Here is a 17,997-nt window from a genome sequence, read left to right as displayed (position 1 = left end):
CCTTTCCTCAGGTCGCGTTCGCGGTTCGGCGCTGGACGAGGACTGCGGCGACGATGATCGCGCCCTTGGCGATCTGCTGGACGTCGGTCTGGAGGTTGTTCAGGGCGAAAATGTTGGTGATCGTGGTGAAGATCAGGACGCCGAGGACGGAGCCGACGATGGTGCCACGCCCCCCGCTGAGCAGGGTTCCGCCGATGATGGCGGCGGCGATGGCGTCGAGCTCGTACAGGTTGCCGTTGGTGTTCTGGCCGGAGCCGGACAGGATGATCAGCAGGAACGCGGCGATCCCGCAGCACAGCCCGGACAGCAGGTAGAGGTAGAGGCGCTGGCGCCGTACGTCGATGCCGGCGAGCCGCGCGGCCTCGGGGTTCCCGCCGACGGCGACGGCCCGGCGCCCGAACGTGGTCCGGTTCAGCAGCAGCCAGCCGACGACCGTCACGAACGCGAACACCAGGACGAGCGGCGGAATGCCGAGGACGTAGGAGTCGCGTTCGCCGAGGTCGAGGATGCCGGAGATGGTGACGATCTGGGTCTGCCCGTCGGTGATCTGGAGGGCGAGTCCGCGCGCCGAGGCGAGCATGGCGAGGGTCGCGATGAACGGCACCATCCCGCCGTAGGCGATGAGCACCCCGTTGACGAGTCCGCAGCCGAGGCCGACGAGGACGGCGGTGAACAGGACGCCGGCGAAGCCGTACTCCTGGGTGGCGACGGTGGTCGCCCACACCGAGGAGAGGGCGACGATCGCGCCGACGGACAGGTCGATGCCGCCGGAGATGATGACGAAGGTCATGCCGACGGTGACGACACCGATCACCGACGCCTGGGTGAGGACGAGTTGGAGGTTGCGGGTGTCGAGGAACTCGTCGGGCTTGGTGATCCCGCCGATGGCGATCAGGACGGCGAGGACGCCGACCAGGGAGAGCGTACGGACGTCCGCGCGGACCAACACGGCGCGCCAGCCGGGGTGTTGATCGAGTGCGGGCACCTTGTCGGCGCTGTCCCGCGGCGGGGAGACGGGCTGCGTCATGACGCGGGGCTTCCTTCCATGACGAGGTCGAGGACACGGTGTTCGTCGAGTTCGCGGGCGGGGGCGGTGTGCACGACCCGGCCCTCGCGCAGGACCAGGACGCGGTCGGCGAGGCCGAGGACTTCGGGCACCTCGCTGGAGACGAGCAGCACGGCGAGCCCTTCGTCGGCCAACCGCCGTACGACGGCGTAGAGTTCGGCGCGCGCTCCGACGTCGACGCCGCGGGTCGGCTCGTCGAGGAGGAGTACCTTGCAGCCGCGCAGCAGCCAGCGGGCGAGGACCGCTTTCTGCTGGTTGCCGCCGGAGAGGGTGCGCACGGCGGCGGACGGGTTGTCGGGGCGCAGGGAGAGTTCGCGGGTCGCGGCGCGGGCGGCGCCCTGTTCGGCGGTGCGGTCGATCCAGCCGGCCCGCGCGAAGCGGGAGAGGGTGGAGACGGAGACGTTGCGGGTGACGGACTGGAGCATCAGCAGGGCCTGCGCCTTGCGTTCCTCGGGGGCGAGCCCGAGCCCGGCGCGGACGGCGGCGGGTACGCTGCCCGGCCTCAACTGCCTGCCTTCGACGAGGACGTGACCGGCCGTCGGTTTGCGGGCGCCGTACACGGTCTCCAGGATCTCGGAGCGCCCGGAGCCGACCAGGCCCGCGAGTCCGAGGATCTCCCCGGCCCGCACCTCGAAGTCGACGGGCTCGAACTCGCCGTCCCGGGCGAGCCCGCGCACTTCGAGCACCGGAGTCCCTGACGGTGCGTCAACGGGCCGTTCGGGAAAGACGTATTCGACGTTGCGGCCGGTCATCAGCGCGACCACGTCACTCGTGGGCGTCGACTCGGCGGGCAGCCCTCCGGCGACCGCGCGGCCGTCCTTGAGGACGGTCACCCGGTCCCCGATCCGGCGGATCTCCTCCAGCCGGTGCGAGATGTAGACGACGGCGACCCCGTCGGCGGTGAGGTCGGCGACGATCCGGAACAGGTTGTCGACCTCGTCCGGGTCGAGCGCGGCGGACGGCTCGTCCATCACGATGAGCCGTACGTCGTGCGAGAGGGCCCGGGCCATCGACACGATCTGCCGCTGGGCCGCCGACAACTCCCCGACCAGCTTCCCCGGCTGGACCTCCGGATGGCCAAGTCGCTTGAGCAGGGCGGCGGTCGCCGCTTTCGCCGACCTGGAGCGGACGACGAACCCGGCGGCCGTCGGCTCGTGGCCCAGGTAGACGTTCTCGGCCACCGACAGGTGCTCGACGAGGTCGAGTTCCTGGTAGATGGTCGCGATGCCGAGGCGCATCGCGGCGATCGGGGAGCGCAGCGTGACCTCCTCGCCGCGCCAGCGGATCGTGCCGCCGTCGGGCTGGTGGGCGCCGGCCAGGATCTTGATGAGCGTGGACTTCCCCGCGCCGTTCTGGCCGAGCAGACAGTGCACTTCACCGGCCTGGACGTCGAGGTCGACGCCGTCCAGGGCCCGGACGCCGGGGAACGACTTGGTGATGCCGGACATGCTGAGCAGCGGTGCTTGAGGTGCCATGGTGGATCCCCTCGGCGGGCGGTGCGGGCCGGTGTCAGGGCGTGGCGGAACTCCCGGACGGGTGAACTCCGTTACTGGACATGCCGGTTGAGCGATTACGGCGGAGTGGTCACGGCAGAACGGGAGCGGCGCTGTGCAGAGGGGCGGCGGACGCCGCCTACGCGGGAGAGAACAGGTGGTCGCTGATCAGCCGGGCCGCGCCGATGACTCCGGCGGCGGGACCCAACTCCCCCAGGACGATGGGCAGGTTGCCGGTCGCCAGGGGCAGCGACTGGCGGTAGACCTGGGTACGGATCGCGGCGAGCAGGTTGTGGCCGAGGCCGGTCACCCCGCCGCCGATCACCACCAGGCCGGGGTTGAAGAAGGAGACGAGCCCGGCGATGACCTGCCCCACCTGGCTCCCCCCTTCACGGATCAGGTCGAGCGCGGTGGTGTCCCCGGCGACCGCCGCCGCGGCGACGTCCGCGCCGGTCAGCGTGCCGCTCACCGCGAGCCGCTCGGCGAGTTCGGCGGACAGCCCCTGCCGCGCCGCCTCCATCGCGTCCCGGGCCAGCGCCGCGCCGCTGAAGTGGGCCTCCAGGCAGCCCCGGTTCCCGCAGGCGCAGGGCCTGCCGTCCGGTACGGCCCGGATGTGACCGATGTCGCCGGCGCTGCCGGTCGTACCGCGGTAGACCTGGCCGCCGACGACGATGCCGCAGCCGATGCCGGTGCCGATCTTGACGCAGAGGAAGTCGGCGACGGACCGGGCGACCCCGGCGTGCTGCTCCCCCATCGCCATCAGGTTCACGTCGTTGTCGACCATCACCGGGCAGCCGAGTTCCTGGCTGAGCGCCTCCCGTACGGGGAAGCCGTCCCAGCCCGGCATGATCGGCGGCGCCACGGGGACGCCCTCGGGGAAGCGGACCGGGCCGGGGACGCCGATGCCCGCGCCGTCGATGCCGTCGGCGAGGCCGGTGGCCCTCAACTTGGCGGTCATGGCGAGGACTTGCTCGAAGACCGCGACGGGTCCCTCGCGGACGTCGAGCGGTTGGTTGAGGTGACCGAGCGTCTCCAGCTCGGCGTTGGTGACGGCGACGTCGACCGAGGTCGCGCCGATGTCGACGCCCAGGAAGCGCAGTTCGGGGTTGAGGCGCACGTTGTGCGAGCGCCGTCCGCCCCGGGAGGCAGCGAGGCCGTCGGCGACGACCAGTCCGGTCTCCAGGAGCCGGTCCACCTCCACGGCCAGCTTCGACCGGGAGAGGTCGACCTGGTCGCCGAGCTGGGCCCGGGAGCTCTGGCCGCCGTCCCGCAACAGGTGCAGCAGCCTGGCCTGATGGGCGTTCGCGGGCCGTGCCGTCATCCGTCTCACGTGCCCCTCCCCGCCTCACGTCGGCCGTCCGTTCGTGCTTTCGAAGGGAACGTAGCAGCGGGCGCCGAAGCTGGGAAGAAGTTGTGCGGGAATTACCGCCGACTTTCTCCACTCACAGGACAAAGATCGGTGCGAGATCGTCCGCCGGTTCCGAAGAGGGGGAAATGTCCGGGGAGTTGGCTACGCTGATGGCCCATCGCATACAGCTGATGGCCCATCACATACAGGGGGCGCGCGCATGACGCAGGGGACGGGCGAGGAGCCGGGGTACGCGATGGCGCTGGCGAACGCGTCGTACGACTGGTACCGCGAGGCCGCCACGAAGGCCCGGAAGTACTACCGGATCTCCGAGTGCCTCCAGATCGTGTTCGGCGCCGCGATCCCCGTGGCGGCCGTCCTCTCCCCCGGCGACGCCAAGGTCCCCGCGGTCCTGGGCGGGCTGGTCGTCGTCCTCACCGGGCTGCGCTCGGTCTTCCACTGGCAGGACGACTTCCTGCGCTTCAGCCAGGCCCGCGAGGCGATCGAGGCGGAGCGCAGGCTGTACCGGACGGGCGGCGAACCGTACGACGAACCGGCGTCCAGGGACCGGCGGTTGGCGGCGGCGGTGACCAGGGTGGAGCAGCAGGAGATGGGCGTGTGGGTCCAACTGGCCAGCACGCGCGAGGAGTAGCCACCCCCGGCCCCGCCCGGCCGCCCCGGTCCCTTCCCCGCGCCCCGGCCCTTTCCCCGCGCCCCTACTTCTCCCGCTCGTGGTACGACCGCCGCGTGTGCTCCGTGTGCTCCCGCATCAACCGCGTGGCCCGCTCCTCGTCCCGCTCCGCGATCGCCGCGATCAACTCCCGGTGTTCGTCCCAGGACTTGCGCCCCCGCTGCCGCGCTATCGGCGTGTAGTACCACCGCACCCGCCGGTCGACCTGCGCCGCGAGCCCCGCGAGGACCGTGTTGCCGGCCAGGTCCATGATGACCGCGTGGAAGCGGGCGTTGAGGGCGACGGCCGCGTCCACGTCGTCGCGGGCGACCGCGTCGAGGCCCTGTTCGTGGATGTCCCGCAGCTCCGCGAGCCCCGCGTCGGTCGGCTGCGCGGCGGCGAGCCGGGCCGCCTCGGCCTCCAGCAGCGTGCGTACCGTGAGGAGTTGGTCGGCCTCCTCCTCCGTGGGCTCGTGCACGAACGCCCCTTGCGCGGGCCGCAGGTCCACCCACCCCTCGGTGTTCAGCCGCTGCAACGCCTCCCGCACGGGCTGGCGCGAGACCCCGAGGTGCCCGGCGAGTTCGCTCTCGACGAGGTGCTGGCCGGGCCGCAGCGCGCGCGTGATGATCAGTTCGAGCAGCGCCTCGTAGACGCGGTCCCGCAGGGGCCCGGGCCGCTCCAGCCGGGGCACCGAACCGTGCGGCAGTCCAGACGTCAACATCGCGTCCCCTCCTGGGCAGCGCCCCAAGCATCACGCGCCTGCATCGGAGAGCCAGTATCGATTGTCTTTCGTCTACAGTCTACGGCGCGAAACGGCCCGCCCCGAGGCCGCGAACCCGCCACGAGCACCCATCAGGCACCCGCTACGGGCACCGCACCCCACAGGCACCACCCCCCTACGGGCACCGCACCACCTGCCCCGCGTACGACAGGTTCCCCCCGAACCCGAACAGCAGCACCGGATCCCCGCTGGAGATCTCCCCCCGCTCCACCAGCTTCGAGAACGCCAGCGGAATGCTCGCGGCGGACGTGTTCCCGGACTCGACGACGTCCCGCGCGACCACCGCGTTCACCGCCCCGATCTTCTCCGCGAGCGGCTCGATGATGCGCAGGTTGGCCTGGTGCAGCACGACGGCCGCGAGGTCGGCCGGCGCGAGCCCGGCGCGTTCGCAGGCCTGCCGGGCGAGCGGCGGCAGCTGGGTCGTGGCCCACCGGTAGACGCTCTGCCCCTCCTGCGCGAACCGCGCGGGCTGCCCCTCGATGCGCACGGCGTGCCCCATCTCCGGCACCGACCCCCACAGCACCGGCGAGATCCCGGCCTCCTCGGACCGCTCGACGACGGCGGCGCCCGCCCCGTCCCCGACGAGGACGCAGGTCGTGCGGTCGGTCCAGTCGGTGACCTCGGACATCTTGTCGGCGCCGATGACCAGCGCCCGGCTCGCGCCACCGCCGCGCACGATGTGGTCGGCGGTGGCCAGCGTGTGGGTGAACCCGGCGCACACGACGTTGAGGTCCATCGCGGCGGGCCCGGGGATGCCGAGGCGGGCGGCGACCCGGGCGGCCATGTTGGGCGAGCGGTCGACGGCCGTGGACGTCGCGACGAGCACGAGGTCGATGTCGCCCGGGCCGAGCCCGGCGGCGGCGAGGGCCTTGGCGGCGGCGTGCGCGGCGAGTTCGTCGACGGGTTCGTCGGGGCCGGCGATATGGCGGGTGCGGATGCCCACCCGTGACGAGATCCATTCGTCACTGGTGTCGACCATGCCCGCCAGCTCCGCGTTCGTGAGCAGCCTGGCGGGCTGATAGTGACCGACGGCGGCGATGCGAGAGCCGTTCATCTGGGGTCCCCTCGTGGCCTTGGGTAGCGGGATTCCCCAGTCTGGTCAGTGACTCACGGGTAGGCGGGCAGGTGAAGCGACAGGAAACGGGCGCACCTGTTGTCAGCTTCCCTCACAACTGCGGCGCCCCAAGGCTCTACTAGCCGGTAAACAGCTTCGTGGCCTTCTGTACCAGCTCGTACAGGCCATAGGCCAGCGGCGCCCCCACCCACACCCAGGCGAAGACGATCAGCGGACGCCGGTCAGGCGGACTCTGCTCGGACATCGGCGGCCTCCTTGGGAGCGGCCGTCACATGGTGACGGGGGTGGACGGGGCGGACCAGCTCGTTGGCGACGAAGCCGACGGCGAGCAGGCCGATCATGATGAACAGGGAGACGGTGTAGAGGGAGGCGCCGTCCTTGCCGGCCTCCTCCTGCCGGTCGGCGATCCAGTTGACGATCAGCGGACCGAGGACGCCGGCCGTCGACCAGGCGGTGAGCAGCCGCCCGTGGATCGCGCCGACCTGGTAGGTGCCGAACAGGTCCTTCAGGTACGCGGGGATCGTGGCGAACCCGCCGCCGTAGAAGGAGAGGATGACCAGCGCGCAGACCACGAACAGCGGCTTCGAGGAGTCGCCGAACGTCGCGATCAGGGCGTACATCAGCGCGCCGGCGCCCAGGTACACGCGGTAGATGTTCTTGCGGCCGATCAGGTCGGACGCCGACGACCAGCCGATGCGGCCCGCCATGTTCGCGGCCGACAGCAGCGCCACGAACCCGGCGGCGGCCGTGGCGGTGACCGTCTGCGAGGTGTTCGCGAAGAAGTCCGTGATCATGGGCGCGGCCTTCTCCAGGATGCCGATCCCGGCGGTCACGTTCATGCACAGGACGACCCACAGGCACCAGAACTGCGGGGTCCGCACAGCGCTGCTCGCGGAAACCTGCGGCCCCGAGACAGCGACGGAGACCGCCGACGCCGTCTCCGCCGGCCTCGGCACCCGTACGAGCAGCACGCCGAGCGTCATGAACACCGCGTACGTCAGCCCGTGGACGAGGAACGCGAGCGCGATGCCCTCGCTGTCCCTGCCGAACGACTCCAGCATCTGCGCCGACCAGGGCGAGGCGATCAGCGCGCCGCCGCCGAAGCCCATGATGGCGATGCCCGTCGCCATGCCCGGCCGGTCCGGGAACCACTTGATCAGCGTCGACACCGGGGAGATGTAGCCGATGCCGAGCCCGATCCCGCCGATGAACCCGTACCCGAACACGATCAGCCAGTACTGCTCGGTCGCGGCGCCCAGCGCGGAGACCAGGAACCCCGTCGAGAAGCAGACCAGCGCGACGGTCATCGCCCAGCGCGGCCCGTTGCGTTCGACGAGGGTGCCGCCGAACGCGGCGGACAGGCCCAGCATCACGATGGCGAGCTGGAACGGCAGCGCGCTCTGTGTCCCGCTGAGGTCCAGCGCGGACTCCAGCGCCGGCTTGAACACGCTCCAGGCGTACGCCTGGCCGATCGAGAGGTGTACGGAGAGGGCGGCCGGGGGAACGAGCCAGCGGCTCCAGCCGGGCGGCGCGATGGGGGGACTCATGAATCCGGAACCGTAGGAATCTTCCGGCCACTTGAGAAGGCACTGAGTCGACCGTATGCGGTGAGCGGTATGCACCGAGCGCCGAACGGTCGGACCGATCGTTCCGCCCCGCGGGGGCCCTGCGGGACAATGAACGGCATGGGACGAGTCACCGAACGCCGCAGAGTGGTCCGTATCCGGGACGGGGCCGTGTCCACGCGCGCAGACACGCTGGTGGCGGAGGAGCCGCTGGAGATCCGCCTCGACGGCAAGCCCCTGGCGATCACCATGCGCACCCCGGGCGACGATTTCGCGCTGGCCGCGGGTTTCCTGGTGAGCGAGGGCGTCCTGGCGCACGCGGGGGATCTCCAGAACATCGTGTACTGCGCGGGCGCGACCGTCGACGGCGGCAATTCGTACAACGTCGTCGACGTCCGCACCACCCCCCAGGTCGTCGTACCGGACATCACGCTCGAACGGAACGTCTACACGACGTCGTCGTGCGGCCTGTGCGGGAAGGCCAGCCTCGACGCGGTACGGACGACCGCGCGCTGGCCCATCTCCGACGACCCGCCGGTCCGGATCGGCGTCGACCTGCTGGCCGCGCTGCCCGACCGGCTGCGGGAGGCCCAGCGGGTCTTCGACCGCACGGGCGGTCTGCACGCCGCCGCCCTCTTCAGCGACCAGGGTGAACTCCTGGACGTCCGCGAGGACGTGGGCCGGCACAACGCGGTCGACAAACTGGTGGGACGCGCCCTCCAGAACGGCGGTCTGCCGCTGTCCCGCAGTGTTCTGCTGGTCTCGGGGCGCGCGTCGTTCGAGCTGGCGCAGAAGGCGGTGATGGCGGGGATCCCGGTGCTGGCGGCGGTTTCGGCGCCTTCTTCCCTGGCGGTGGATCTGGCCGAGGAGACGGGGCTGACGCTGGTCGGGTTCCTGCGGGGGAAGTCCATGAACGTGTACGCGGGGGCGGAACGGGTCGAGACGGCGGGCGTCGCGCACCTGTCATAGCCCTACCGCGCCTCGATCCGGGGCCGGGCGCGATCGGACGACACGACCGCGCTCTCCTCCGGAGCCTCCTCCGCGACCTCGTCCGCGACCTCGTCCCTGGACCGCCGCTTGGCGATCACCGCGCACACCATCAGCTGCATCTGATGGAACAGCATCAACGGCAGCACGGCGAGGGATGCCTGCGCCCCGAACAGCACGCTGGCCATGGGCAGCCCCGACGCCAGGGACTTCTTGGAGCCCGCGAACTGGATCGCGATCCGGTCCGCGCGGCCGAAGCCGAGCGCTTTGCCGCCGTACCAGGTGAGCGCCAGCATCACCGCGAGGATCACGGCCTCGACGACGAGCAGCGCCCCGAGCCGCCCGGGGCTCACCTGGTGCCAGATGCCCCGGACCATGCCCTCGCTGAACGCGGAGTAGACGACCAGCAGGATCGAGCCCCGGTCGACGAGTCCGAGGACCTTCTTGTGCCGCGTGATGAACCCCCCGATCCAGCGCCGGGTCAGCTGCCCGGCGAGGAACGGCACGAGGAGCTGGAGGACGATCTCCAGCAGGGAGTCCGCCGAGAAGCCGCCGCCCGCGCTGCCCAGCAGGGTGGCCGCCAGCACGGGCGTCAGGACGATGCCGATCAGGGAGGAGAAGGAGCCCGCGCAGATGGCCGCCGGGACGTTGCCGCGGGCCATCGAGGTGAAGGCGATGGAGGACTGGATCGTCGAGGGGACCAGGGTGAGGAAGAGGACGCCCTGGTAGAGGGGGTGCGTCAGGATCGTCGGGACGAGCGCGCCGGTCGCGAGGCCCAGCAGCGGGAAGATCACGAACGTACAGGCCAGGACGGTGCCGTGCAGCCGCCAGTGCCGCAGGCCGTCCAGCGCCTCGCGGGTCGAGAGGCGGGCGCCGTACAGGAAGAAGAGGAAGGCGATGGCGCCGGTGGAGAAGCCGGAGACCGTGTCGGCGGCCGTTCCGCGGGCCGGGAGCAGCGCCGCGAGGCCCACGGTCCCCAGGAGGAGAAGGATGTAGGGGTCGATCGGCATCCGGCTGGGCCATCGCAGGCGTTTCACTGTGCTCCACGTGCGCGTTCGTAGGTGCTGTCCGTACAGAGAACGAGGGCGCAACCGCCCCTCTCCATGCTGCTCCCTCCGCCCGTGATCGGGAATCCGCCATACGGCACTCACTGTTATCGCGTCCGGCGATAACCACTACCCTGGACCCCATGTACGACCCGTCCCACCTGCGTACCTTTCTCACCGTCTCGCAAACCCTCAGCTTCACGCAGGCCGCCCGGCGGCTCGGGCTGCGTCAGTCGACCGTCAGCCAGCACGTACGCCGTCTGGAGGACGCGGTCGGCCGCACCCTGTTCAGCCGGGACACGCATTCCGTCGAGCTGACGGAGGACGGCGAGGCGATGCTCGGCTTCGCGCGGCGCATCCTCGCGGTGCACGAACAGGCGACCGCGTTCTTCACGGGCACGCGGCTGCGGGGCCGGCTCAGGTTCGGCGCGTCGGAGGACTTCGTGCTGACCCGGCTGCCGGAGATCCTGGAGGGGTTCCGGTACGAACATCCCGAGGTGGACCTGGAGCTGACGGTCGAGCTGTCCGGCACCCTGCACGAGCGGCTGGCCGCCGGGAAGCTGGACCTGGTCCTCGCCAAGCGGCGCCTGGAGGACCCGCGGGGTGAGCTGGTCTGGCGCGACGAGCTGGTGTGGATCGGCGCCGAGCGGCTCAGGCTCGACCCGGAGCGCCCCGTACCGCTGATCGTCTACCCGCCGCCCGGCATCACGCGCGCGCTCGCGCTGGAGGCGCTGGAGCGGCAGGGCCGGGCGTGGCGGATCGTGTGCACGAGCGGCAGCCTGAGCGGGCTGGTCGCGGCGGCGCGGGCGGGGCTCGGGGTGATGGCGCACTCGCGGACGGTGATGCCGCCGGGCCTGGTCCGCGTACCGGACCGGTTCGGGCTGCCGGAGCTGGGCCCGGTGGACTTCGTGCTGGTGCACGGCCGGAGCAGGCCCCCGGCGACTCAGGCGGCGGACGCGCTGGCGGCGGCGATCCTCGCGGGCGGTGTCCGCCTGCACCGACAGTGATCGGCCGCGCGCAGATTCCGTGGAGATTGCGGCGCCGAAACTTACCGAACCGTCAGTTTTCTGTCCGTTCTCTTCCCCTGTGTGCACCTTTCTCCCGCCCCGACCACCCCGTATCGGAGCATCACTCCGCTTTCGGCCCCCTCCCGCCCTTCGTCCCCGTGGGGTAGCTTTCACCGCGCAAAACGGCCGGGAAGAAGCGGGGTGTGAGGTTGCGCGAGTTCACCAGCCCTGCGTTGGCGCTGCCCCCGCCCGTCGGCGGCCTCGCCGATTCCGTGTTCCGGTACGCCGAGGACGACCCCCGGCACATCGCGCTGGGACGCCGCGACGAGGGGGGTGAGTGGCGGGACGTCACCGCCGCCGAGTTCCGCGACGAGGTCCTCGCGCTGGCCAAGGGCCTGCTCGCGCGCGGTATCCGCTTCGGCGACCGCGTCGCGATCATGTCCCGCACCCGCTACGAGTGGACCCTGTTCGACTACGCCCTGTGGACGATCGGCGCGCACGTGGTGCCGGTGTACCCGACGTCGTCCGCCGACCAGTGCTTCTGGATGCTCTACGACAGTGAATGCGTCGCCGCCGTCGTCGAGCACGAGGACCACGCGATGACGATCGCCACCGTCATCGACCGCCTCCCGCGCCTGCGCGAGCTGTGGCAGCTCGACACGGGGGTCGTACGGGAGCTGTACGACGGCGGCGCGCACCTCGACGACGAGGTGGTCCACCGCCACCGCGAGGCCGTCACCCCGCAGGCGGTGGCGAGCGTCATCTACACCTCGGGGACGACGGGCCGCCCCAAGGGCTGCGTGATCACGCACGGCAACCTGATGTTCGAGGCGGACACGGTGATCCGCTACTGGGAGCCGATCTTCCGCTCCCGGCGCGGCGACGAGCCGGCGACGCTGCTGTTCCTGCCGCTGGCGCACGTCTTCGGGCGGATGGTGCAGGTCGCCGCGCTCCGGGCCAAGGTCCGCTTCGGGCACCAGCCGCAGATGCAGGCGGCCGTCCTGCTGCCCGACCTCGCCGCGTTCCGGCCGACGTTCTTCCTGGCCGTGCCGTACATCTTCGAGAAGGTCTTCTCCGCCGCCCGCCGCAAGGCGGAGCGCGAGGGCAGGTCGGGGCCGTTCGAGAAGGCCGTGGACATCGCCGTCGCGTACGCGGAGGCCGTGGAGGCGAAGGCGTGGGGGACGGGCCCCGGGCCGTCCGCCGGGCTGCGGATGCAGCACCAGATCTACGACAAGCTGGTGTACGCGAAGGTCCGCGCCGCGATGGGCGGCCGGGTCCGGCAGGCGGTGTCCGGGGGCTCGGCGATGGACCGGCGGCTCGGCCTGTTCTTCGCGGGCGCGGGCGTGCAGATCTACGAGGGGTACGGGCTGACGGAGACGACGGCAGCCGCCACCGCGAACCCGCCCGGCCGCACCCGCTACGGCACGGTCGGCCGGCCCATCCCCGGCATGACCGTGCACATCGCGGACGACGGGGAGATCTGGCTGCGCGGCGAGAACGTCTTCCCCGCCTACCTCAACAACCCGAAGGCCACCGACCAGGCCCTGCACGACGGCTGGCTCGCCACCGGCGACCTCGGCTCCCTCGACGGCGACGGCTACCTGACGATCACCGGCCGCAAGAAGGAGATCCTGGTCACCTCCGGCGGCAAGAGCGTCTCGCCCGGCCCGCTGGAGGAGCGGGTGCGCGACCATCCGCTGGTCGGCCAGTGCATCCTCGTCGGCAACGACCGGCCCTTCGTCGCCGCCCTGGTCACCCTGGACCCGGAGGGCGTCGAGCACTGGCTGCGGATGCGCGACAAACCCGGCCTGTCCCCCACCGAACTCGTGCGCGACGCCGACCTGGAGGCCGAGGTGCGCCGGGCCGTCGTCGCCGCGAACACGCTGGTCTCGCAGGCCGAGCAGATCCGTACGTTCCGCATCCTCGCGCAGCCCTTCACCGAGGAGCACGGCCTGCTGACGCCGTCCCTGAAGCTGAAGCGCAAGGCGATCGAGAACGCCTACGCGAAAGAGGTCGAGGCGCTGTACCGGTCCTGAGCCGGGTTCCGGCTTCGGGCGCGAGGAATGCGCCGCGTACCGTGATCGTTGACTATGGAAGCACCCATGACGGACAACCGAAGGATCGAGAGCGCGTGAGCAGCAAGGTCCCCCCGATCATCCTGAACAACGGCGTCGAGATGCCCCAGCTGGGCTTCGGCGTGTGGCAGGTGCCGGACGACGAGGCGGAGCGCGCGGTCGCCACCGCCCTGGAGGCCGGCTACCGCTCCATCGACACCGCCGCGATCTACGGCAACGAGGAAGGCACCGGCAAGGCGGTCGCCGCCTCCGGCGTGGCCCGCGAGGACCTCTTCGTCACGACGAAGCTGTGGAACACCGAGCAGGGCTACGACTCGACGCTGCGCGCGTTCGACGAGTCCCTCGGCAAGCTGGGCCTCGACTACGTCGACCTGTACCTGATCCACTGGCCGACCCCGGCGCGGGACCTGTACCTCGACACGTACAAGGCGTTCGAGAAGCTGTACGCGGACGGCCGCGTCAAGGCGATCGGCGTCTCCAACTTCCCCGCCGAGCACCTGGAGCGGCTCATCGCCGAGACCTCGGTGATCCCGGCGGTCAACCAGATCGAGCTGCACCCCCACCTCCAGCAGCACGCGCTGCGCGAGGTGCACGCGCGGCAGGGCATCGCCACCGAGGCGTGGTCGCCGCTCGGCCAGGGCAAGGGCCTCCTGGAGGTCCCGGCGATCGTCGCGATCGCCCAGAAGCACGGGCGCACCCCGGCGCAGGTCGTCATCCGCTGGCACCTCCAGCTCGGGAACGTCGTGATCCCCAAGTCGGTGACCCCGTCGCGGATCAAGGAGAACATCGAGGTGTTCGACTTCTCCCTGGACGACGAGGACCTGGCGGCGATCAGCGCCCTGAACGAGGACCGGCGCATCGGCCCGGACCCGGCGGAGTTCAACCTCGCCTGACCTGGGGCGACGTGAGGGGCGGGACGTTCGGCGTCCCGCCCCTTTCGCGTCAGACGGGCTGCCCGACCGGCCGGACGACGACGGTGTTGACGTCGACGCCCTCGGGCTGGTGCAGCGCCCAGACCACCGAGTCGGCGATCTGGTCCGCCGTCAGGAGGTGGCCGGGCGGCAGGCTCCCGTAGCTGTCCCAGAACGGCGTCTCGGTGCGGCCCGGCGCGATGTGGGTGACGCCCACGCCCCACTCCGTGACCTGGCGGCGGGTGTTCTCGGCCAGTCCGGTGATCGCCCACTTCGTCGCCCCGTACAGGTTGCCGGGGCCGTGGACGAACCCGGCGACACTGCCGACCAGCACGATCCTGCCCTTCGTCTCCTTCAGGGCGTCGATCGAGGCGCGGATCAGCAGGGCCGGGCCCAGCACGTTGGTGAGGATCATCTCCGGCCAGCCGGCCGGGTCGCCCTCGGCGACGGAATCGTGCGTGGCCGTACCGGCGTTGGCGACGGCCGCGTCCAGACGGCCGTACACCTCAAGGGTCTTGGCGACGGCGTGCTGGACGTCGGCGTACTCGGCCGCGCTGCCAGGGAGCGTCAACAGGCCCTCCGGGTCGCCGAGTTCCTTCGCGAAGGCGGCGAGGCGCTCCTCGCCCCGGCCGGTGACGGCGACCTTCCAGTCCTTGGCGAGGAGCTGGCGGGCGACGGCCGCGCCGATGCCGCTGCCGCCGCCGGTGATGAGAGCTACGCGAGTCATGGTGTACCCCCTGTGTGGTGCGTGAACGAGAGGGAGTTCACCATTTCGAGCGCTCTCGAAGTCAAGCCGGTCAGGCCGGCCGCACCGCCGTGTGCACCGTGTGGGCCGCGAGCACGTACAGGTCCGGGCGGCGCTGGATGCTCCCCGGATCCTGCGGATCCAGCAAACGGTCGACCGTCTCCCGATCCTGCGCGTCGAGGTGTTCGCCGATGCCGTCGCGGACGCGGGTGAACTGTTCGACGACGTAGGCGCGGGCACGGTCGGAGGCGGGGGCGGGGAGGTCGAGGAGGAAGCTGCGGGCGCGGGTGTGCTGGAGGCCCGCCGAGGCCAGCAGGGCGGCCCAGTCCTCGCGTTCCGCCACCGCGCCCGGCAGGTCCGCGCGCATCCGGGCGAACCAGTCCGCGCTGAGCGCCTCGATGCGGGACTCCAGACCGGGGCGGCCGAAGCCGAGGTCGCGGGGGAGATAGCGGGGGGAGAGGCCGCCCTCCATCAGCGCGAGGGTGCCGCCGGGTGCGAGGCGCTGCGCGCAGGCGGCGAGGGCGGCGCGCTGGTCGCCGAGGTGGTGGAGGCTGCGGCCGGCCCAGACCAGGTCGGCGGGGTAGTCCAACTCGGCGAGGCTGCCGGGGAGTTCACCGACGAGGGTGGCGAACCGGTCGGCGTACCCGAGGCGCTCGGCGCGCTCGCGGGCCCGGTCGAGGAGCGGCTGCGAGCCGTCGGCGGCGATGACGCGGGCGCCGGGGAACGTCTCGGCGAACAGGCCGGTGACGACGCCGGGGCCGCTGCCGACGTCCACGATCAGGCCGGGCTCGGTGATCTCCTTGCCGAGCCAGGCGAGTGCCCGCTCGTACCAGGGGGCGTACAACTCGGCCTGGGACTCCAGGTGCTGGGACATCGCGGCCCAGTCGATGCCGGTGTCGCCGTCGGTGCCGTGGTCGTGCGCGTGCCCGTTCTTGTGATGCTGGTGCTGGTGTGCCATGTCGGTCACCCTCTCCTCGGTGGTGGCGACAGCGTGCGCCGCCGCACCGGGAGAGGGCCACTTCTCTTGCCGGTACCGCAAAAAATTGCCGTACCGGCAAAACCGGCTCGGCTGGGGTCCCGCGCCCGCCGGGGTCCGGCGGGCACGGGACGGGGAAGGTCAGCTGAGCGGCGGGTAGGCGTTCTGCATCAGCTGCTGGAACTGGGCGGAGAACCAGTGCCCGGACAGCGGCGAGTTGGGCAGGGCGCCGGACATGTTGTTGTTGTTGCGCGGGTTGCCGGTGTACGTCGGGTCGCACATGCGGTCGAAGCCCTTGCCCTCGTCGTTCGGGATCGCCGAGGAGGCGCCGTCGGACTCACCCGGCGGCTTCATCCACACGTACGCGTCGAGCCCGGCGGCGGGAGCGGCCTTCGGGCGTTCGCCGAGCCCGGCACCGGACTGGTTGCACCAGTTCCCGACGTGGATACGGCGGTCGTAGCGTCCGCCGTCGACGTAGGCGTCCACGCTGGTCTGCGGGCCGGGTCCGGCCGGCCGCGCGCTGCCGCCCCAGCCGTTGCGGGAGGTGTCGATCAGCATGCCGATGTTGGACCGGAACCCGGCGGTGACCAGCTGGTTGCGCAGGGCCAGTGCGTACGACTGCTCGTCCGTGTAGCGGTTCCAGTCGACCCACTTCGACTCGCGCACCGACTTGCCGGCGACGTTGTCGTTGATGGAGAAGTTGTTCTCCTTCAGGGCGCTGTAGTTGGCCGTGTTGGTGATGAAGCCGTGGACGTCGTCGACGGTCGCGCCCTCGGAGGTCGCGGCCTGGTGGAGGATCTGGGCGGTGGGGGCGAAGTTGTCGTCCCAGCCGAGCCAGCCGTGGTGACCGGCGTCCACGTAGTTGTAGACGTTGGGGATCGCGCCGAGCTTGTCGAGCGCGTAGCCGACGCCCTTGACGTAGTTGCCGTTGGCCTTCATGACGTCGCAGGCCGGGACGGCGGTGGGCCTGCTGCCCGTGTTGGTGACGAGGTTGGGCAGCGAGTCGATCTCGACGGCGGTGACGATCCGCAGCGAGGCGTACTTGGGGTCGGCGAGGATCGCGGCGATCGGGTCGATGAACTGCGTCTTGTACTTGTCGATCTCCGTCGGGCCGAGCTCGCCGTTGGAGGCGAGCGCCGAGCAGTCGCGGCCGGGGAGGTCGTAGACGACGAGCTGGACGACGAGTTCGCCGCTGCCCTTCTGGGTGAGCGCGGTGTCGAGGTGGGCGCGCAGGCCGCGGCCGGTGCTCGTGCCGGTGATGGCGGCGATCCGGTCGAGCCAGATGCCGGTCGGCTGGTTGGCGACCCGCGAACCGCCGGGTTCGGCCGCCGCCTTGGCCGACCAGTCCGGGTTGACGTACACCTTGGCGCCCGCGTACGGGTTGTCGACGCGCGATCCGGTGCCGGGTCCGGGGGTGCCGGGGTCGGTCGGGCCGCCGGTGCCGCTGTCGACGTTGCAGGTGACGCCGTCGAGCGTGAACGTCGCGGGCAGCGCGTTGCCGCCGCTGTAGGACGCCTGGAACCCGAAGCTCACCGAACCGCCGGTCGGCAGGGACCCGTTGTACGTCTCGTTGGCGGCGGTGACGGCCGTCCCGGACTGGGTGACCTTCGCGTTCCAGCCACTGGTGACCTGCTGGTTGCCGCCGTACGACCACTTCACGGCCCAACTCGACTTGGCGGCCGAGTTGTTGGTGACGGTGACGTTGGCGGTGAAGCCGGTGCTCCACTCGTTCTGGACCTTGTAGTCGACGGTGCACGGGATCGCGGCGATCGAACCGGCGTCCGGGACCATCGCCAGCGCGGTCCCGGAGGCGCCGGCGACGAGCGCCAGGGCGGCGAGCATCGCTGTTCTGCTACGGCTCATGAGTGCGGGTTCCTTCTCTTCGGGGGTGCGGGTGTTTCGCATACCGCGTCGATCAGGTTCGGTGCGCCGGAGCAGGCGTGCGCGGTCGGCATCCGGAGAGGGGCGGGTTCGACCACGGCTAAAAGTACTGAACGCGAGGGGTGTCGCATGAGCGACTCCTTGCAGCTCAGGCACGCCAAGACGGACGCACCGACTGATGGAATCGCTCCCACTGGTGTCAACGAAGCTAGCGGCAAGACCCGGTAAAGAACAGGGGAGTCACTGACTTTCCCTCAACAACGGCCGTCGAATCTTTTCGACTCTTCAAGAGCCTTGACCCCCGACAACCCCATCCTCACTATGGGAGCGCTCCCACTGGTTCAAGGCTTGTTGCTCCTCCCCCACTTCTT

General features: G+C 71.0%; 16 protein-coding genes. 5 read left to right on the top strand and 11 right to left on the bottom strand.

The genetic code is table 11. The annotated features are described in order from the left end of the window. Positions 1 to 7: 7 nt before the first annotated feature. The 3 genes from PV682_RS05470 to PV682_RS05460 all read right to left on the bottom strand — a co-directional run bounded on the left by PV682_RS05470 (position 8) and on the right by PV682_RS05460 (position 3,880). Positions 8 to 1,027 (bottom strand): ABC transporter permease, encoded by a 1,020-nt coding sequence (locus PV682_RS05470; RefSeq protein ID WP_319724577.1) that lies wholly within the window; start codon positions 1,025 to 1,027, stop codon positions 8 to 10. Beyond that, complete coding sequence (locus PV682_RS05465; RefSeq protein ID WP_319724575.1) at positions 1,024 to 2,541, bottom strand: sugar ABC transporter ATP-binding protein; 1,518 nt, start codon at positions 2,539 to 2,541, stop codon at positions 1,024 to 1,026. Before PV682_RS05465 ends, PV682_RS05470 begins: the two co-directional genes overlap by 4 nt. 157 nt (positions 2,542 to 2,698) lie before the next feature. Further along, positions 2,699 to 3,880: an ROK family transcriptional regulator gene (locus PV682_RS05460; RefSeq protein ID WP_055720414.1), complete on the bottom strand. Its 1,182-nt coding sequence runs from the start codon at positions 3,878 to 3,880 to the stop codon at positions 2,699 to 2,701. A gap of 247 nt (positions 3,881 to 4,127) precedes the next feature. Between PV682_RS05460 and PV682_RS05455 the strand changes: the two genes are divergently transcribed. After that, positions 4,128 to 4,559, top strand: a complete 432-nt coding sequence (locus tag PV682_RS05455) for a DUF4231 domain-containing protein (protein WP_319724571.1) — start codon at positions 4,128 to 4,130, stop codon at positions 4,557 to 4,559. Positions 4,560 to 4,623: 64 nt separating this feature from the next. Here the strand turns inward: PV682_RS05455 and PV682_RS05450 are convergent, their stop codons facing one another. The 4 genes from PV682_RS05450 to PV682_RS05435 form a co-directional block, all read right to left on the bottom strand. Next, positions 4,624 to 5,298 (bottom strand): GntR family transcriptional regulator, encoded by a 675-nt coding sequence (locus tag PV682_RS05450; RefSeq protein ID WP_319724569.1) that lies wholly within the window; start codon positions 5,296 to 5,298, stop codon positions 4,624 to 4,626. Between the two features lie 175 nt (positions 5,299 to 5,473). Then, positions 5,474 to 6,412: a beta-ketoacyl-ACP synthase III gene (locus PV682_RS05445; RefSeq protein WP_055720411.1), complete on the bottom strand. Its 939-nt coding sequence runs from the start codon at positions 6,410 to 6,412 to the stop codon at positions 5,474 to 5,476. 139 nt (positions 6,413 to 6,551) lie between these two features. Next, entirely contained in the window at positions 6,552 to 6,677 is a 126-nt protein-coding gene (locus PV682_RS05440) for an MFS transporter small subunit (protein ID WP_262414566.1), read from the bottom strand. Then, positions 6,655 to 7,980 (bottom strand): OFA family MFS transporter, encoded by a 1,326-nt coding sequence (locus tag PV682_RS05435; RefSeq protein WP_319724563.1) that lies wholly within the window; start codon positions 7,978 to 7,980, stop codon positions 6,655 to 6,657. Before PV682_RS05435 ends, PV682_RS05440 begins: the two co-directional genes overlap by 23 nt. Positions 7,981 to 8,118: 138 nt before the next feature. Between PV682_RS05435 and fdhD the strand changes: the two genes are divergently transcribed. Then, complete coding sequence (gene fdhD, locus PV682_RS05430) at positions 8,119 to 8,967, top strand: formate dehydrogenase accessory sulfurtransferase FdhD (protein ID WP_319724562.1); 849 nt, start codon at positions 8,119 to 8,121, stop codon at positions 8,965 to 8,967. 2 nt (positions 8,968 to 8,969) lie between these two features. On the opposite strand, the gene PV682_RS05425 is transcribed toward fdhD, so the two are convergent. Next, positions 8,970 to 9,995 (bottom strand): bile acid:sodium symporter family protein, encoded by a 1,026-nt coding sequence (locus PV682_RS05425; RefSeq protein WP_319724863.1) that lies wholly within the window; start codon positions 9,993 to 9,995, stop codon positions 8,970 to 8,972. A 179-nt stretch (positions 9,996 to 10,174) separates the two neighbouring features. On the opposite strand from PV682_RS05425, the gene PV682_RS05420 reads away from it, so the two are divergent. The 3 genes from PV682_RS05420 (at position 10,175) to PV682_RS05410 (ending at position 14,006) form a co-directional block, all read left to right on the top strand. Further along, positions 10,175 to 11,038, top strand: a complete 864-nt coding sequence (locus tag PV682_RS05420) for a LysR substrate-binding domain-containing protein (protein WP_319724560.1) — start codon at positions 10,175 to 10,177, stop codon at positions 11,036 to 11,038. A gap of 209 nt (positions 11,039 to 11,247) precedes the next feature. Then, complete coding sequence (locus PV682_RS05415) at positions 11,248 to 13,074, top strand: AMP-dependent synthetase/ligase (protein WP_319724860.1); 1,827 nt, start codon at positions 11,248 to 11,250, stop codon at positions 13,072 to 13,074. A 95-nt stretch (positions 13,075 to 13,169) separates the two neighbouring features. Further along, entirely contained in the window at positions 13,170 to 14,006 is an 837-nt protein-coding gene (locus tag PV682_RS05410; protein WP_319724557.1) for an aldo/keto reductase, read from the top strand. 49 nt (positions 14,007 to 14,055) lie between these two features. Here PV682_RS05410 and PV682_RS05405 read toward each other — a convergent pair whose 3' ends face one another. From PV682_RS05405 to PV682_RS05395, 3 genes are all read right to left on the bottom strand, one after another. Next, entirely contained in the window at positions 14,056 to 14,751 is a 696-nt protein-coding gene (locus tag PV682_RS05405; RefSeq protein WP_319724555.1) for an SDR family oxidoreductase, read from the bottom strand. A 70-nt stretch (positions 14,752 to 14,821) separates the two neighbouring features. Further along, positions 14,822 to 15,727: a class I SAM-dependent methyltransferase gene (locus PV682_RS05400; RefSeq protein WP_319724553.1), complete on the bottom strand. Its 906-nt coding sequence runs from the start codon at positions 15,725 to 15,727 to the stop codon at positions 14,822 to 14,824. A gap of 159 nt (positions 15,728 to 15,886) precedes the next feature. Further along, positions 15,887 to 17,608: a glycoside hydrolase family 6 protein gene (locus tag PV682_RS05395; protein WP_319724551.1), complete on the bottom strand. Its 1,722-nt coding sequence runs from the start codon at positions 17,606 to 17,608 to the stop codon at positions 15,887 to 15,889. Positions 17,609 to 17,997: the final 389 nt, after the last annotated feature.

Source organism: Streptomyces niveiscabiei (assembly GCF_033794345.1).
Classification (GTDB): Bacteria; Actinomycetota; Actinomycetes; order Streptomycetales; family Streptomycetaceae; genus Streptomyces; species Streptomyces niveiscabiei.
This window is presented reverse-complemented; position numbering and strand designations above follow the sequence as displayed.

Excerpts from the sequence above, each read along its gene's own strand:
- PV682_RS05470 (WP_319724577.1), bottom strand. The coding sequence starts at position 1,027 with ATGACGCAGCCCGTCTCCCCGCCGCGGGACAGCGCCGACAAGGTGCCC.
- PV682_RS05465 (WP_319724575.1), bottom strand. The coding sequence starts at position 2,541 with ATGGCACCTCAAGCACCGCTGCTCAGCATGTCCGGCATCACCAAGTCG.
- PV682_RS05460 (WP_055720414.1), bottom strand. The coding sequence starts at position 3,880 with ATGACGGCACGGCCCGCGAACGCCCATCAGGCCAGGCTGCTGCACCTG.
- PV682_RS05455 (WP_319724571.1), top strand. The coding sequence starts at position 4,128 with ATGACGCAGGGGACGGGCGAGGAGCCGGGGTACGCGATGGCGCTGGCG.
- PV682_RS05450 (WP_319724569.1), bottom strand. The coding sequence starts at position 5,298 with ATGTTGACGTCTGGACTGCCGCACGGTTCGGTGCCCCGGCTGGAGCGG.
- PV682_RS05445 (WP_055720411.1), bottom strand. The coding sequence starts at position 6,412 with ATGAACGGCTCTCGCATCGCCGCCGTCGGTCACTATCAGCCCGCCAGG.
- PV682_RS05440 (WP_262414566.1), bottom strand. The coding sequence starts at position 6,677 with ATGTCCGAGCAGAGTCCGCCTGACCGGCGTCCGCTGATCGTCTTCGCC.
- PV682_RS05435 (WP_319724563.1), bottom strand. The coding sequence starts at position 7,980 with ATGAGTCCCCCCATCGCGCCGCCCGGCTGGAGCCGCTGGCTCGTTCCC.
- fdhD (WP_319724562.1), top strand. The coding sequence starts at position 8,119 with ATGGGACGAGTCACCGAACGCCGCAGAGTGGTCCGTATCCGGGACGGG.
- PV682_RS05425 (WP_319724863.1), bottom strand. The coding sequence starts at position 9,995 with ATGCCGATCGACCCCTACATCCTTCTCCTCCTGGGGACCGTGGGCCTC.
- PV682_RS05420 (WP_319724560.1), top strand. The coding sequence starts at position 10,175 with ATGTACGACCCGTCCCACCTGCGTACCTTTCTCACCGTCTCGCAAACC.
- PV682_RS05405 (WP_319724555.1), bottom strand. The coding sequence starts at position 14,751 with ATGACTCGCGTAGCTCTCATCACCGGCGGCGGCAGCGGCATCGGCGCG.
- PV682_RS05400 (WP_319724553.1), bottom strand. The coding sequence starts at position 15,727 with ATGGCACACCAGCACCAGCATCACAAGAACGGGCACGCGCACGACCAC.
- PV682_RS05395 (WP_319724551.1), bottom strand. The coding sequence starts at position 17,608 with ATGAGCCGTAGCAGAACAGCGATGCTCGCCGCCCTGGCGCTCGTCGCC.